The sequence below is a fragment of the Pseudomonas rhizosphaerae genome, from assembly GCF_000761155.1.
GTDB lineage: Bacteria > Pseudomonadota > Gammaproteobacteria > Pseudomonadales > Pseudomonadaceae > Aquipseudomonas > Aquipseudomonas rhizosphaerae.
In genome coordinates this window covers 206,004-220,902 of record NZ_CP009533.1, presented here as the reverse complement: position 1 = coordinate 220,902, position 14,899 = coordinate 206,004, and the positions used below count along the sequence as shown (strand labels likewise).

Here is a 14,899-nt window from a genome sequence, read left to right as displayed (position 1 = left end):
TTCAGAAGTCGATCTTGCCGCGCCCGGCCTTGATCGCGCCCCGCTTGGTCTTGCCTTCCAGGCGGCGCGTCTTGGAGCCCAGGGTGGGCTTGGTCGGGCGCCGCTTCTTCTCGACCTTGGTGGCCATTAGGATCAGCTCGCGCAGGCGCTGCAAGGCATCGGCGCGGTTCTGCTCCTGGGTGCGGAACTGCTGCGCCTTGATGACGATCACGCCGTCGCTGGTGATCCGACTGTCGCGCAGCGCCAGCAGCCGCTCCTTGTAGAACGGCGGCAACGACGACGCGCCGATGTCGAAGCGCAGATGCATGGCACTGGAAACCTTGTTCACATTCTGCCCTCCCGCGCCTTGCGCGCGGATGGCGCTGAGTTCGATTTCAGCGTCGGGCAGATGAACGGCGTTGGAGATCTCCAGCATGCAGCGCTCCAGTCAGGACAGGGGTTTGGGCTTGAGGCGATAGCACAGGTACATCCCGCCGATCCACAGCGGAATGGCGTACACCGACACCCGGATGCCCGGAATCATCAGCATGATGACCAGGATGAACGCCACGAACGCCAGGCATAGGTAGTTGCCGTACGGATACCACAGCGCCTTGAACAACGGCGCCTGGCCTTGGCGCAACAGGTGCTGGCGAAACTTGAGGTGCGAATAGCTGATCATCGCCCAGTTGATCACCAGGGTCGCGACCACCAGCGACATCAACAGCTCCAGGGCCTGCTGTGGCACGAAGTAGTTCAACGCCACGGCCACCAGCGTGATTGCCGCCGACACCAGCAGCGCACGTACCGGCACACCGCGGGCATCCACCTTGGCCAGCGCCCGTGGCGCATCGCCCTGCTCGGCCATGCCCAGCAGCATGCGGCTGTTGCAGTAGGTGCCGCTGTTGTACACCGACAAAGCTGCGGTCAGTACCACGAAGTTGAGCACATGCGCCGCCGTGTCGCTGCCCAGCATCGAGAACACCTGCACGAACGGGCTGCCGCTGTAGGCATCGCCCGACGCATTCAGGCTGGCCAGCAGGCCATCCCAGGGGGTCAGCGACAACAGCACCACCAGCGCGCCGATGTAGAAGATCAGAATGCGATAGATCACTTGGTTGATAGCCTTGGGAATCACCGTCCTCGGGCTGTCGGCCTCGGCGGCCGTGAAACCGAGCATTTCCAACCCGCCGAAGGAGAACATGATGATCGCCAGGGCCATGACCAAGCCGCCGACACCGTTGGGGAAGAAGCCGCCATGGGACCACAGGTTGCTGATACCTGCCTGCGGGCCACCGTCACCGCTGACCAGCAGGTAGCTGCCCAGGGCGATCATGCCGACAATCGCCGCGACCTTGATGATGGCGAACCAGAATTCGGTTTCACCGAACACCTTGACGTTGGTCAGGTTGATGGCATTGATCATCAGGAAAAACACCGCGGCCGACACCCAGGTGGGTATCTCCGGCCACCAGTAGTGCACGTACTTGCCGACGGCGGTCAGCTCCGACATGCCCACCAGGATGTACAGCACCCAGCAGTTCCATCCCGACAGAAAACCAGGAAAGCGGCCCCAATAGCTGTGGGCGAAGTGGCTGAAAGAGCCGGCAACCGGCTCCTCGACGATCATCTCGCCCAGCTGGCGCATGATCAGGAAGGCAATGAAGCCGCAGATGGCGTAACCCAGGATCATCGACGGCCCAGCCGACTTGAGCACGCCCGCAGAACCCAGGAACAAACCGGTGCCGATGGCACCGCCCAGGGCGATCAACTGGATGTGGCGATTCTTCAGCCCACGCTTGAGCTGGTTTTGTTCAGTCATCAGGGAGAAGTCACTTGTTCAATGCTTGAAGTATTGAAGGCGCAATAGCCTATCGCTTCACGCTGGTGTTCTGTGGGAGCGGGTCTCTGCCCGCGAAGAGGCCCCCACCGACACCCCACAAAAAAACGCCAACCCTGGAAGGTTGGCGCACGTGGACATCAGCTGTCCTTACTCGGGCTTGGGCTTGCGACGGCCGAAGCCTGGACGCTGGCCGGTACCCGCTGCCGGGCCACGACGATTGCCCGAAGGCGCGTCGTCCACCAGCTTGATGCCTGGACGTTTTGCAGCGGGCTTGGCACCCGGCTTGGCGGCTGGCTTGGCCGGACGCTTGTTCATGTCCGCCGGACGCTCGGCCACGGGCGTGCCACGGCCACTGTCCTTGCGCGAAGCCGGCGCCGAATCGCCACGCGGCTGGCGAGCCGGACGCTGTTCGGTGGACGGCGCGCCGTCGTGGGCCGGACGCAGGGTACGCACACGCTCGCCACGGCCCATCGGGCGCGAGGACTTGCGCTGCATGCGTTCCAGCTTGTCCTTGGTCTTGGTGGTCATCGACGGCATGGCGACCGCTGCCAGCCCCACTTCGGCGCTCAGGGTATCAACTTCACCCTGGGTCAGCTCACGCCACCGGCCCATCGGCAGGTCGGAGTTGAGGAACACCGGGCCGAAGCGCACGCGCTTGAGGCGGCTGACCACCAGGCCCTGGGATTCCCACAGACGACGCACTTCGCGGTTACGGCCTTCCATCACCACGCAGTGGTACCAGTGGTTGAAGCCTTCGCCACCCGGCGCTTCCTGGATGTCGGTGAAACGCGCAGGGCCGTCTTCCAAGATCACGCCGTTCTTGAGGCGCAACAGCATGTCTTCGTCGACTTCACCGCGGACACGTACAGCGTACTCACGGTCCATTTCGAACGAGGGGTGCATCAGACGGTTAGCCAGCTCGCCATCGGTGGTGAACATCAACAGCCCGGTGGTGTTGATGTCCAGGCGGCCGACGTTGATCCAGCGGCCTTCGCGCGGGCGCGGCAGGCGGTCGAAGACGGTCGGGCGGCCTTCAGGGTCGTCGCGGGTGCAGATTTCGCCGTCGGGCTTGTTGTAGATGATCACGCGGCGCACGGTTTCCGAGGCTTCTTCGCGCTTGATCACCTTGCCATCGACGGTGATGGCGTCGTGCAAGTCGACGCGCTGGCCGAGGGTGGCGACCTTGGCGTTGACCTTGATCCGGCCTTCGCTGATCCACGCCTCTACGTCACGGCGCGAACCCACGCCGATACGGGCCAATACTTTCTGTAGTTTTTCGCCGGCGGGGCCGATTTCCTGGCTGCCGTCTTGCTGATCGAGATCTTTCATCGTAAGCACCTCCCGGTGGGTCGAATGGAATACTGCTCGGCGCAGGCGCGCCGGAGGGCCGCGAATGATACGCGCAACACAGATGTTGCGCATCCAAGGCTAGCCGATTTTTTCAGGCTTTCTTCTTTTTCCGCTTGGCGGTGCCCTTCATGTCTTTCAAGCGCAGCTTGGCCTGCTCGTTCACGTCGCGGCGCTCATCCTTGTCCATCTTCTTCCAGGCCTTGCACTCAGGCTTGGTCCGTCCGCAGGCGATGCAGGTGTCGTCGGTGAATTTGCAGACGCTGATACAGGGGTTCTTGCTGCTCATGGATGACGGTACTCAAGGATGGCCGAAAGGTTTGGACAACGGCCAAGCCAAATCGCGCCCACAAAAAAAGCGACCCTGAGGTCGCTTTCTTTGTTCGCTTCAAGGAGTTCAAGGGCCTCGAAGCTATGTATGGCGCAGCGGACGGGACTCGAACCCGCGACCCCCGGCGTGACAGGCCGGTATTCTAACCGACTGAACTACCGCTGCGTATCGCTCGGACTTGCGTCCGTTTGAAACCTGTTGATCGAGAACTCTCGAGTTTCTCGATCGCTGACCCGGCGAACCGAATCAGTGCATAAAATGGCGCAGCGGACGGGACTCGAACCCGCGACCCCCGGCGTGACAGGCCGGTATTCTAACCGACTGAACTACCGCTGCGCAGTGTGTGCTCTCTAACTTCAGCACGTGTTGCTCGTTGTTGCGTTCTCAGCTGCATTTCAACGAAATGGTGGGTGATGACGGGATCGAACCGCCGACCCTCTGCTTGTAAGGCAGATGCTCTCCCGGCTGAGCTAATCACCCTTTGCTTCGCTGAGGCCGCGAAATTTACGCAGGTACCGAACCTAAGTCAATACCCTGTATGAAGTTTTTTTGAAAAAGGTTCAGTTCGAGCGATTGCGAAGGTGTAGAAAGCATTCGCGGCCGCTGACCGCTCCTACGGTGATCCTTGTCATTGCGGTGATCACCGTAGGAGCGGTCAGCGGCCGCGAAGAAACGCTTACAGCGCCGCCAGCCCGCGCGCGAGATCGGCCTGCAGGTCGCCCACGTCTTCCAGGCCTACTGCCACCCGGATCAGGCTGTCGCGAATCCCGGCCGCTTCCCGCTCGGCGGGCGACAGGCGCCCGTGCGACGTGGTGGCCGGGTGGGTGATGGTGGTCTTGCTGTCACCCAGGTTGGCGGTGATGGAGATCAAGCGCGTGGCATCGATGAAGCGCCAGGCGCCCTCCTTGCCTCCCTTGACCTCGAAACTGACCACCGCACCGAAGCCCTTGGTCTGCCGCTTGGCCAGTTCGTGCTGAGGATGGCTCGCCAGGCCCGAGTAATGCACCTTCTCGATACCGTCCTGCGCTTCCAGCCACTCGGCCAGCACCTGGGCGCTGGCGCAATGGGCACGCATGCGCAGGTTCAGGGTTTCCAGGCCCTTGAGGAAGATCCAGGCGTTGAACGGGCTCAGGGTCGAGCCGGCGGTGCGCAGGTAGCCCAGCACCTCGTTCATCTCCTTGCTGCGACCGCACACAGCGCCGCCCATGCAACGGCCCTGGCCGTCGATGAACTTGGTCGCCGAATGCACGACGATGTCGGCACCCAGAACCAGCGGCTGCTGCAGGGCCGGTGTGCTGAAGCAGTTGTCCACCACCAGCATGGCGCCAGCGGCCTTGGCCACCGCACTCAGGGCGGTAATGTCGACCAGTTCGGCCAGCGGGTTGGACGGCGATTCCACGAACAGCAGCTTGGTATTGGGCTTGATGGCCCGCTCCCAGCCGCCGACGTCGGCCAGTGGCACGTAGTCCACCTCGATGCCAAAGCGCTTGAAGTACTTCTCGAACAGGCTGATGGTCGAACCGAACACGCTCTGGGAAACCAGTACATGGTCGCCCGCACTGCACAGGCTCATGACCACCGCGGTGATCGCCGCCATGCCGGTGGCAAAACCGACGGCCTGCTCGGCGCCTTCCAGGGCGGCCAGGCGCTCCTCGAAAGAGCGCACGGTGGGGTTGGTGTAACGCGAATAGACGTTGCCCGGCACTTCGCCGGCAAAACGCGCTGCGGCATCGGCTGCAGTGCGGAAAACGTAGCTGGAGGTGAAGAACAGCGGATCGCTGTGTTCGCCTTCCGGCGTGCGGTGCTGGCCGGCGCGAACGGCCAGGGTGTCGAACGACACCCCTTCCAGATCGCTATCCAGTCGCCCGGCATCCCATTCCTGTGTCATGCCGTTGCTCCCAATCAGTTGTTGTAGAGGTCTATGATCGCGCTGACTGCCTGAGACTTGCTCTTGTTGGAGTCGTTGCGCGCCTGTTCGATCTTGTTCAGGTAGAACTCGTCGATATCGCCGGTGACGTACTTGCCGTCGAACACCGCGCAGTCGAAGTTCTCGATCTTGACCTTGCCCCCACCGACCGCGTCGATCAGGTCGGGCAGGTCCTGGTAGATCAGCCAGTCGGCACCGATCAGATCGGCCACTTCCTGGGTACTGCGGTTGTGCGCGATCAGCTCATGCGCACTCGGCATGTCGATGCCGTAGACGTTCGGGTAGCGCACGGCTGGAGCAGCCGAGCAGAAATAGACATTCTTGGCGCCCGCTTCGCGTGCCATCTGGATGATCTGCTTGCACGTAGTGCCGCGGACGATCGAGTCGTCCACCAGCATCACGTTCTTGCCGCGGAATTCCAGTTCGATGGCGTTGAGCTTCTGGCGGACCGATTTCTTGCGCGCGGCCTGGCCGGGCATGATGAAGGTTCGGCCGATGTAGCGATTCTTGACGAAGCCTTCGCGAAACTTCACGCCCAAATGGTTGGCCAGTTCCAGCGCCGCAGTGCGGCTGGTGTCCGGAATCGGGATGACCACGTCGATGTCGTGCTCGGGACGCTCGCGCAGGATCTTGTCGGCCAGCTTCTCGCCCATGCGCAAGCGCGCCTTGTACACCGAGATGCCATCGATGATGGAGTCCGGACGCGCCAGGTAGACGTGTTCGAAGATGCACGGTGCGTACTGGTGGTTCGGCGCGCACTGACGGGTGTGCAGCTTGCCGCCCTCGGTGATGTACACCGCTTCGCCCGGTGCCAGGTCGCGGATCAGGGTGAAGCCGAGCACGTCCAGGGACACGCTTTCGGAGGCGATCATGTATTCCACGCCTTCGTCGGTGTGACGCTGACCGAACACGATCGGGCGGATCGCGTGGGGGTCGCGGAAGCCGACGATGCCGTAGCCGGTGATCATGGCCACTACCGCGTAGCCACCGGTGCAGCGCTTGTGCACGTCGGTGACGGCGGCGAACACGTCTTCCTCGGTAGGCTGCAGCTTGCCGCGCACCGCCAGCTCATGGGCGAACACGTTGAGCAGCACTTCGGAGTCCGAACTGGTGTTGACGTGGCGCAGGTCCGATTCGTAGATTTCCTTGGCCAACTGTTCGACGTTGGTCAGGTTGCCGTTGTGCGCCAGGGTGATGCCATAGGGCGAGTTGACGTAGAACGGCTGGGCCTCGGCCGAGGTCGAGGTGCCCGCCGTGGGATAACGCACGTGGCCAATGCCCATGTGCCCGATCAGCTGCTGCATATGGCGCTGCTGGAAAACGTCCCGTACCAGCCCGTTGTCCTTGCGCAGGAACAACTTGCCATCGCTACTGGTAACGATACCGGCAGCATCCTGGCCGCGGTGTTGGAGGACCGTTAGCGCGTCATACAGCGCTTGATTGACGTTCGACTTACCGACGATACCGACGATGCCACACATGCGACGCAACCCCTACTTAATGGATCTGAACTGAGCACCACTCACTGCGCTTTCGCGGCAGGCAAGAGGTGTTCTTTGAACGGAATGTCAGCCGGTGCGCTGATTCCGCTGGCGAGCCACTGACTGGACATCCCCAGAATGAGGTTTTTCGACCAGTCAGCAACCAAAAGAAATTGGGGCAGGAGCCGTGATTCCTGCCACCACGCATCCTGTTGAACCGGCCCCAGGCTCATCAGCCCGGCAGCCACCACCACCAGCAGGCCACCGCGTGCGGCGCCGAAGACCATGCCCAGAAAGCGGTCGGTGCCCGACAGCCCGGTGACGCGAATGAGTTCGCCAATGAGGTAGTTGACCATGGCGCCGACCAGCAAGGTGGCCACGAAGAGTACGGCACACCCGGCGATGACTCGCGCCGAAGGGGTCTGGATATAGTGTTCGAAATACGTGGCCAGGGAACCGCCGAACAGCCAGGCCACGGCGCCTGCGACTATCCAGGTGACCAGCGACAGGGCTTCCTTTACGAAGCCGCGTGTCAAGCTGATCAGTGCGGAGATGGCGATGATCGCGATGATCGCCCAGTCGACCCAGGTAAATGCCACGGTGCGGCCTGCATACGGATAAGGCGGCGCATTTTAGCAGAGCGCAGGCCTGGGAGTAAGCGGCGATTGTCGCCTGCACCGCGGCGCACCCCTTCGCGGCCGCTGACCGCTCCCACAGCTACCCGTAGGAGCGGTCAGCGGCCGCGAAGAAAGCAACACAATCCCACTACCCGTAGGAGCGGTCAGCGGCCGCGAACAAAGCGACACGATCCTATGGCGAACCCGGTCCTCAGCCGCGCTCCGGCTCGAAGCGCACCACGAACCCTTGCAGCTTCTGCTGGCGGTTGATCACATCGCGCAGACGCTCGGCTTCGGCACGCTCGACCAACGGGCCGACGAAGACCCGATTCTTGCCATCGGACGACCGCACGTAGGCGTTGTAGCCCTGCGCGCGCAGGCTCTTCTGCAAAGTATCGGCGCCGGCGCGGTTGGACAGGCTGGCCAACTGCACCGACCAGCTGACCGGCAGCCCGTTAGGGTCGATCTTGCTTGCCGTGTCCGGCTTGGCGGCCGGGGCCACCTTGGCTGCGGCAACGGGTGCGGAAGGCTGCACCGATTCCACCGGCTTTTTCGCCGATGCTGCAGGAGCGGTCGGCACCGGGTGGATTGGCTGGCTCGGCGCAGCGGCCTGCACAGGGGCCTTCTCGGGAACGGGCTTGGCTTCGATGATCTGCGGCTCGGGCACGGCAACCGGCTCGACCTGGACCTGCGGCGCTGCCGGAGTCTGCGGTGCAGTCGGCGCCTCCACCTGCACCTGGCGCACGGTGTTGTCCTGCCGCGAAAACAGCATCGGCAGGAAAATCACGGCCAGCGCAATCAGCACCAATGCGCCGATCATGCGCTGCTTGAACACCTTATTGGGCAATGCCATCCACGTTCTCCCGCTCTACGTTGCCATACATCCATTTCAAGGCCTGGGCGACACAGTGGAACGAGCCGAACACCAGAATCTCGTCACCCTCGCCTGCTGCTTCGCATTGCGCTTCGAGCGCATCGGCGAGGCTTGCGTGAGACGTCGTGGCAGCGCCAAGGTTCAGGAGCGCGGCATCCAGCTCGGCGGCCGGCCGGCTGCGCGGGGTTTTCAACGGGGCCAGCGCCCAGTGCGAAACCACGGGAGCAAGCGCTTCGACCACACCTGGCAGATCCTTGTCGGCCAACAGGCCGAACACGGCCAGACGCCGACCGGCGACAGGTCGCTGGGCGAGCCGGTCGGCCAGGAAGCAGGCGGCGTGCGGGTTGTGCGCCACGTCGAGGAGGATATCGACGTGCTTGCCGTCGATGCTCACGCGGTGGCGATCCAGGCGACCGGCCACGCGGGCGTGCGCCAAGGCCCAGCCAATGCGCGCTGCATCGCGAGGTAGATCGAGCGCGATGTAGGCCTGCAGGGCCAGCGCGGCGTTTTCGACCGGTAGCGAAGGCAATGGCAACGACAACAGCTCGACCGGATAGCCCTCGACGTCCACGCCGCGCCACGACCAATGGTCGTCCTGCAGGGTGAAGTCGAAGTCGCGACCGCGCAGATAGAACGGGCAAGCCAGCGTGGACACCTGATCGAGCAAGGGCTGCGGAGGGTCGATATCGCCGCACAGGGCCGGCTTGCCGGCGCGCAGGATACCGGCCTTCTCGAAGGCCACCGATTCGCGGGTATCGCCCAGGTACTCGGCGTGGTCCAGACCGATGCTGGTGACCACGGCCACGTCGGCATCCACCAGGTTGACGGCATCGAGGCGACCGCCCAGGCCCACTTCCAGCACCACGGCATCCAGCTGTGCACGCTGGAACAGCCAGAGCGCGGCCAGGGTGCCCATCTCGAAATAAGTCAGCGTAGTCGCGCCACGCGCCGCTTCCACGGCGGCGAATGCCTCGCACAGCTGAGCGTCGGTGGCCTGCTGGCCATCGATCACCACCCGTTCGTTGTAGCGCAGCAGATGGGGCGAGGCATAGACCCCGACTTTCAGCTCGCGGTCCTGCAGCAACGCTGCGATGAACGCACAGGTCGAGCCCTTGCCGTTGGTGCCGGTCACGGTGACCACACGCTCGGCCGGCTTGCCCAGGCCCAGGCGCTGCGCGACTTCGCGGCAACGCTCAAGGCCCATGTCGATAGCGGCCGGATGCAGTTGTTCCAGGTACGCGAGCCACTGGCTCAGGCTGCGCTCGGTCATACGTTGGCAGGCGCCGGCGGGACCACGATGGGCTCGATCGGAGCTGCTACGTAGGTCGGCGTCGGCAAGCCCATGAACTGGGCCAGCAGGCTGCCCAGGCGTGGACGCAATTCCTGGCGCGAAATGATCATGTCGATGGCGCCATGCTCGATGAGGAACTCGCTGCGCTGGAAGCCTTCGGGCAGCTTCTCTCGTACGGTCTGCTCGATCACGCGCGGGCCGGCGAAACCGATCAGCGCCTTGGGTTCGGCGACGATCACGTCGCCCAACATGGCCAGGCTGGCGGAAACGCCGCCGTAGACCGGGTCGGTCAGCACCGAGATGAACGGGATGCCCTCTTCGCGCAGGCGCGCCAGGACCGCCGAGGTCTTGGCCATCTGCATCAGCGAGATCAGGGCTTCCTGCATGCGCGCGCCACCGGAGGCAGCGAAGCAGATCATCGGGCAGCGATGTTCCAGGGCATAGTTGGCGGCGCGCACGAAGCGCTCGCCGACGATGGCGCCCATGGAGCCGCCCATGAACGAGAATTCGAAGGCGCTGGCAACCACGGGCATGCCCAGCAGGGTGCCGCTCATGGAGATCAGCGCGTCCTTTTCACCGGTCTGCTTCTGCGCGGCAGTCAGGCGATCCTTGTACTTCTTGCCGTCGCGGAATTTCAGGCGGTCGACCGGTTCCAGATCGGCGCCCAGCTCAGCGCGGCCGTCTTCGTCGAGGAAGATGTTCAGGCGCGCACGTGCGCCGATGCGCATGTGGTGGTTGCACTTGGGGCAGACGTCGAGGGTCTTCTCCAGTTCCGGACGGTACAGCACGGCTTCGCAGGATGGGCACTTGTGCCACAGGCCTTCGGGCACCGAGCTTTTCTTCACTTCCGAGCGCATGATCGAAGGGATCAGCTTGTCTACCAACCAGTTGCTCATGCTTTATTTCTCCAGTACCGGGGACTGCTGGCCTGGCCAGGTCCCGCGCATGCTCTTGAGCGTGTTCAGATATGAAACGAATGCGTGGGCGAGCGTGGCGCAGGCTTGGGACCTGCGTGCCGCGCATTTCGCGAAACGTATGGACGGTGCCGGGCGGCGCGCCGTCACATGCCGCTCCCGCGCACGGCCCTGATGAAAGCGTCGATCTTGCCGTGATCCTTGATGCCCTTGCTCGACTCGACCCCGCCACTGACATCCACCGCCCAGGGCTTGACCTGGGCAATGGCCTGGGCGACGTTGCCGGCGTGAAGTCCACCGGCGAGCACGATTGGCTGCTCCAGGTGCTCGGGCACCAGCGACCAGTCGAAGGCTTCGCCAGTACCGCCGGGCACGCCGGCCACGAAGGTGTCGAGCAGGATGCCGCTGGCGTTGCGGTACGCCCGGCAGGCGGCTTGCATATCGTCGCCGGGGCGTACGCGCAGGGCCTTGATGTAGGGACGGTGGTAACCCTCGCACTCGGCCGGTGTTTCGTCGCCATGGAATTGCAGCAGGTCCAGCGGCACGGCATCGAGGATTTCACCCAGCTCGCAACGGCTGGCGTTGACGAACAAGCCGGTCACGGTCACGAACGGTGGCAGCGCAGCGATGATGGCGCGCGCCTGTTGCACGCTCACTGCCCGCGGGCTTTTGGCATAGAACACCAACCCGATCGCGTCGGCACCCGCGTGGGCAGCGGCCAAAGCATCCTCTATGCGGGTAATACCGCAGATTTTGCTGCGAACGGCTGACATGTCGGCGAGTACCTCGACTTGGCTGGGAACGGCGGATGTTAGCAAATGCTGTCGGCGACGTCAGCCAGTGTGTCGAACCCGGTGAGGAAGTGCGGGCCGATGTAGCGTTCCGGCAGAGGAAACTCGTCACGGTACTCGACCTGCACCAGGTACAGCCCGAACGGATGGGCGGTGACGCCGCCGGTGCGGCGCACCCGGCTTTGCAACACTTCAGCGGCCCACTCGATGGGCCGCTCGCCGGTGCCGATGGTCATCAGCACGCCGGCGATGTTGCGCACCATGTGGTGCAGGAAGGCATTGGCGCGCACGTCGATGACGATCATCTTGCCGTGCTGGGTGACCCGCAGGTGATGCAGTTGCTTGATCGGCGACTTGGCCTGGCACTGACCGGCGCGGAAGGCGCTGAAGTCATGGGTGCCGACCAGCGCCTGGGCAGCGGCGGCCATGCGGGTGACGTCCAGCGGGCGGTGATTCCAGGTGATTTCCTCGCCCAGGTGGGCGGGCCGGATCTGGTCATTGTAGATAACGTAACGGTAGCGTCGGGCAATGGCCTTGAAGCGCGCGTGAAAGGTCGGCGGCATGACCTTGGCCCAGGTGACGCTGACGTCGTGGGGCAGGTTGATGTTGGCGCCCATCACCCAGGCTTTCATGCTGCGTTCGGCCTGGGTGTCGAAGTGCACCACCTGCCCGCAGGCGTGTACACCGGCATCGGTACGTCCGGCACACATCAGCGAGACCGGCGAGGCCGCGACCTTGCCCAAGGCGTCTTCGAGGGTTTCCTGCACGGTGCGTACACCGGAGGCCTGGCGCTGCCAGCCGCGGTAGCGCGAGCCTTTGTATTCCACGCCCAGGGCGATACGATAAAAGCCGTCGGCCGCCGATTCGGCGGCCGAGTTGTCGATGGTTTGCACGAAGTTGTTGCCTGTTGGTTAAGCGATGGTGGCGATTATACCGGATCCTGAAATGGCGGCGCCGCGTTAGCGCTTGATACGCCCCAGCATCTCGCGTGCTTCGCCCTGCTGCCCGGCGCTGCCTTCCTTGAGCACTTCGCCCAAAATGTCGCGTGCGCCGTCGTTGTCGCCCATCTCGATGTAGGCACGGGCTAGGTCCAGTTTGGTGCCGGCTTCGTCGCCCCCGTCGAGGTAGTCGAAATCGTCTTCGCCTTCGATCGGCGGCAGGTCTTCGGGCTTGGGCGGGATGGCGAACGGTTCGGCCATGGGGGTGCGTGCAAAGCCGTCCGACAGTTTTTCCAGCTCGGCGTTGATTTCGGTCAGGCGCGATTCCGCTGCAGGGGGCTGCTCGGCTTCGTCGGCCAACGACAGGTCGAAGTCTTCCGGCAACGTCGTCTCGTTATCGTCGGCCGAGCCCGCCGCTGCCGCTTTCTGTTCGGCCAGCAAGGTGTCGAAGTCGATGTTGCTGTCTGCCGCTGGTGCAGGGTCCTGAGTTTCGTCCAGGTTCAGATCGAAATCGGTATCGAAGGTACCGTCCAGCGAATCGGCAGCCCCCGGCTCATCCTGCAGCAGCTGCTTGACGTAATCAGCGTCCATCTGCGCTGCTGTGGCAGCCGCACCGGCAGCTGCTGCGGCGACGCCGAGCATGGCCGGGAAGCGAGCTTTCAGGCGCTCCACGTCGGCATGGTTCTGGCCGGTGGCGATCAATTGCCGCTCCTGGCTGACGAAGCCATCGCGATCACCCTGCAGGCCGTAGACCTCCATCAACTTCAAGCGCAGGTCGCTGCGCTTGGGTTCACGCTCGGTCGCCGCTTCGAGCAGCTCGGCTGCATGATTGAGACGACCACGGGCAATGCTCTGCTCCACTTCCGCGAACAGCCCTTCGTCCGTGTCGATACTGGGGCGCAGTGGTGGCGTGGGCACCACGGTCTGCGCCGGCGGTTCAGCGAAGGTGGCTGGCGCCGCGCTGGCCCTGGCGCCGGCCACCGAGGCGGCGACCATCGCCGGGGTCAGGTGCACGGTCGCGGATGGGCGTTCCAGCCCTTCGAAGCTGTTGGGCGGCAGGTCGAGGTCTGGGCCATGGTCAGGCTCTTCGGCCAGGGCACGGGCCATGCGCATGTGCTTCTCGGCTTCCTGCTGCGCCTTGCGGCGACGGGCCAGCAACAGCAGCAACAACAGCAACGCCGCCAGGGCACTGGCACCGACCACCATCAGCAAAGTCGAGTTGTCGCCCGACTGTTCGGCAGCGGCGTCATCGGCCGGATCGTTGACGGCATCCAGCGGCTCGCCCTGGGGCAATACCGGGGTACTGGCAGCCGCGTCGGGGTTGACCTGTTCGGTAGCGCCCGGCACCGTCGGCGCCGGGATCAGCTCGGCGTTGGTTGCCGCGGCGGGGTCACCGGCGGCAGGCCCGCTGCCATCGCCCGCAGGCGCCAGGGCCTCAGCCGGGACCAAGGCTTCGGCGGGTACCGGGACATCGGCACCTGCTGCCTGCATCTTGGCCAATTGGTCGTTCTTGAGCTGGATCAGCTTCTGCAACTTGTCGAGCTGGCTCTGCAGGTCGGCATTGCGGCTGCGCAGTTCCTCGTTGTCGCGACGCGTTGAGTCCAGGGCTTCCTGGGTCACGGCAAGTTTCTGGTCGAGTGCCCTGGCGTCGCCCGCCGGGCCATTGGCCTCACTGGCGCCCGACACCAGGCTGAGATTGTCCTGCGGCGGCGCAGCAGCCGGCGCGGGCGTGCCATTGCCACGGCGGGTGGCGTCGACCTGCTGGGCACGAGGCCCCAGGCGGCGGCCTTCGCGCCAGGCAGCATTCTGCCGCGCGACTTCGGCCACTGCCGGCCCTGGCGCGGTGGCGGAGGTCTGCTGCGGGTCGGGCAGGCGCAGGATCTGCCCGGTCTTGAGACGGTTGATGTTGCCATCCAGGAACGCGTCGGGGTTGAGCGCCTGAATGGCCAGCATGGCTTGCTGGACCGAGCCGCCCTGGCGATTGCGTGCGGCGATCTCCCACAGTGTGTCACGCGTGCCGGTGGTATAGGACGCCTGGTTGGCGGTGGCGGCTGGCGTGCTCAGCGCAGGCTGAGGCGCATTCTGCGCCGCCTGCGGGGTCTGCGGAGCAAACTGCGCCGCATCGAGCAGCATGCTGTAGTCGCGCAGCAAACGGCCGCTGGGGAAGTTGACCTGGACCAGGAACTTCACCAGCGGTGCCGACAAGGGTTGGGTCGAAGTCACGCGGATGACGCTGCGGCCATTGGCGTTGATCACCGGGGTGAAGCGCAGACTGTCGAGGAAGGCCTGGCGCTCGACGCCCGCCTTGCTGAACTCCTCGGCCGGCGCCAGCACCGGCTGGACCTCAGCCGCGCTCAGGCCGCGCACATCGAGCAGTTCTATCTCGGCCAGCAGAGGCTGGTTCACCGCGGACCTGAGGGTCAATTCACCCAGCTCCAGGGCGTTGGCGATACCGGAGGACAGCGCCGAAGCGGCAGCCATTGCTAACACCAGTTTGCGAACTTGAACCATGGCCTAATCCTTGTTTGAACATTCCTCGGCAAGCGAGAAGAAGCTTGCGCTGTCG

Annotated in this window: 13 protein-coding genes and 3 tRNA genes; all 16 read right to left on the bottom strand. The window is 64.1% G+C overall.

All coding sequences use genetic code 11. The features are described 5' to 3' along the window. Nucleotide 1: 1 nt before the first annotated feature. The 16 genes from arfB to LT40_RS00960 all read right to left on the bottom strand — a co-directional run bounded on the left by arfB (nucleotide 2) and on the right by LT40_RS00960 (nucleotide 14,844). Nucleotides 2-415: an alternative ribosome rescue aminoacyl-tRNA hydrolase ArfB gene (arfB, locus tag LT40_RS01035; RefSeq protein ID WP_043185336.1), complete on the bottom strand. Its 414-nt coding sequence runs from the start codon at nucleotides 413-415 to the stop codon at nucleotides 2-4. Nucleotides 416-427: 12 nt separating this feature from the next. After that, nucleotides 428-1,801, bottom strand: a complete 1,374-nt coding sequence (locus LT40_RS01030; RefSeq protein WP_043185334.1) for an amino acid permease — start codon at nucleotides 1,799-1,801, stop codon at nucleotides 428-430. A 168-nt stretch (nucleotides 1,802-1,969) separates the two neighbouring features. Next, nucleotides 1,970-3,151, bottom strand: coding sequence for a 23S rRNA pseudouridine(2605) synthase RluB (gene rluB, locus LT40_RS01025; RefSeq protein WP_043185332.1), 1,182 nt, complete (start codon nucleotides 3,149-3,151; stop codon nucleotides 1,970-1,972). Between the two features lie 112 nt (nucleotides 3,152-3,263). Further along, nucleotides 3,264-3,458 carry a DUF1289 domain-containing protein gene (locus LT40_RS01020; RefSeq protein ID WP_043185329.1) on the bottom strand — a complete coding sequence of 65 codons (195 nt, stop codon included), beginning with the start codon at nucleotides 3,456-3,458 and terminating at the stop codon, nucleotides 3,264-3,266. 130 nt (nucleotides 3,459-3,588) lie between these two features. After that, a tRNA-Asp gene (locus LT40_RS01015) sits at nucleotides 3,589-3,665 on the bottom strand. A gap of 94 nt (nucleotides 3,666-3,759) precedes the next feature. Continuing rightward, nucleotides 3,760-3,836: transfer RNA gene (locus LT40_RS01010), tRNA-Asp, on the bottom strand. A 68-nt stretch (nucleotides 3,837-3,904) separates the two neighbouring features. Continuing rightward, nucleotides 3,905-3,980, bottom strand: a tRNA-Val gene (locus tag LT40_RS01005). 196 nt (nucleotides 3,981-4,176) lie between these two features. Then, entirely contained in the window at nucleotides 4,177-5,388 is a 1,212-nt protein-coding gene (locus tag LT40_RS01000) for an O-succinylhomoserine sulfhydrylase (RefSeq protein WP_043185325.1), read from the bottom strand. A gap of 14 nt (nucleotides 5,389-5,402) precedes the next feature. Further along, a complete protein-coding gene (gene purF, locus LT40_RS00995) occupies nucleotides 5,403-6,908 on the bottom strand; it encodes an amidophosphoribosyltransferase (RefSeq protein WP_043185322.1) in 1,506 nt (501 codons plus the stop codon). 41 nt (nucleotides 6,909-6,949) lie between these two features. Then, nucleotides 6,950-7,507, bottom strand: coding sequence for a CvpA family protein (locus LT40_RS00990; protein ID WP_043185319.1), 558 nt, complete (start codon nucleotides 7,505-7,507; stop codon nucleotides 6,950-6,952). A 229-nt stretch (nucleotides 7,508-7,736) separates the two neighbouring features. Continuing rightward, nucleotides 7,737-8,378 (bottom strand): SPOR domain-containing protein, encoded by a 642-nt coding sequence (locus LT40_RS00985; protein WP_043185316.1) that lies wholly within the window; start codon nucleotides 8,376-8,378, stop codon nucleotides 7,737-7,739. Continuing rightward, on the bottom strand, nucleotides 8,362-9,669 hold the full coding sequence (gene folC, locus LT40_RS00980; protein ID WP_052393169.1) for a bifunctional tetrahydrofolate synthase/dihydrofolate synthase: 1,308 nt from the start codon (nucleotides 9,667-9,669) through the stop codon (nucleotides 8,362-8,364). The genes LT40_RS00985 and folC overlap by 17 nt, the downstream gene beginning before the upstream one ends. After that, nucleotides 9,666-10,586 carry an acetyl-CoA carboxylase, carboxyltransferase subunit beta gene (gene accD / locus LT40_RS00975; RefSeq protein WP_043185313.1) on the bottom strand — a complete coding sequence of 307 codons (921 nt, stop codon included), beginning with the start codon at nucleotides 10,584-10,586 and terminating at the stop codon, nucleotides 9,666-9,668. Before accD ends, folC begins: the two co-directional genes overlap by 4 nt. Nucleotides 10,587-10,750: 164 nt before the next feature. Further along, nucleotides 10,751-11,377, bottom strand: coding sequence for a phosphoribosylanthranilate isomerase (locus LT40_RS00970; RefSeq protein WP_043185311.1), 627 nt, complete (start codon nucleotides 11,375-11,377; stop codon nucleotides 10,751-10,753). Nucleotides 11,378-11,415: 38 nt separating this feature from the next. Continuing rightward, the gene (gene truA, locus LT40_RS00965) at nucleotides 11,416-12,288 is read right to left on the bottom strand and encodes a tRNA pseudouridine(38-40) synthase TruA (protein WP_148308496.1); all 873 of its coding nucleotides are present in this window, start codon (nucleotides 12,286-12,288) and stop codon (nucleotides 11,416-11,418) included. A gap of 66 nt (nucleotides 12,289-12,354) precedes the next feature. Continuing rightward, the gene (locus LT40_RS00960; RefSeq protein ID WP_043185310.1) at nucleotides 12,355-14,844 is read right to left on the bottom strand and encodes a motility hub landmark protein FimV; all 2,490 of its coding nucleotides are present in this window, start codon (nucleotides 14,842-14,844) and stop codon (nucleotides 12,355-12,357) included. Nucleotides 14,845-14,899 lie beyond the last annotated feature (55 nt).

Coding starts and splice junctions, on each gene's coding strand:
- arfB (WP_043185336.1), bottom strand. CDS start 415: ATGCTGGAGATCTCCAACGCCGTTCATCTGCCCGACGCTGAAATCGAA.
- LT40_RS01030 (WP_043185334.1), bottom strand. CDS start 1,801: ATGACTGAACAAAACCAGCTCAAGCGTGGGCTGAAGAATCGCCACATC.
- rluB (WP_043185332.1), bottom strand. CDS start 3,151: ATGAAAGATCTCGATCAGCAAGACGGCAGCCAGGAAATCGGCCCCGCC.
- LT40_RS01020 (WP_043185329.1), bottom strand. CDS start 3,458: ATGAGCAGCAAGAACCCCTGTATCAGCGTCTGCAAATTCACCGACGAC.
- LT40_RS01000 (WP_043185325.1), bottom strand. CDS start 5,388: ATGACACAGGAATGGGATGCCGGGCGACTGGATAGCGATCTGGAAGGG.
- purF (WP_043185322.1), bottom strand. CDS start 6,908: ATGTGTGGCATCGTCGGTATCGTCGGTAAGTCGAACGTCAATCAAGCG.
- LT40_RS00985 (WP_043185316.1), bottom strand. CDS start 8,378: ATGGCATTGCCCAATAAGGTGTTCAAGCAGCGCATGATCGGCGCATTG.
- folC (WP_052393169.1), bottom strand. CDS start 9,669: ATGACCGAGCGCAGCCTGAGCCAGTGGCTCGCGTACCTGGAACAACTG.
- accD (WP_043185313.1), bottom strand. CDS start 10,586: ATGAGCAACTGGTTGGTAGACAAGCTGATCCCTTCGATCATGCGCTCG.
- LT40_RS00970 (WP_043185311.1), bottom strand. CDS start 11,377: ATGTCAGCCGTTCGCAGCAAAATCTGCGGTATTACCCGCATAGAGGAT.
- LT40_RS00960 (WP_043185310.1), bottom strand. CDS start 14,844: ATGGTTCAAGTTCGCAAACTGGTGTTAGCAATGGCTGCCGCTTCGGCG.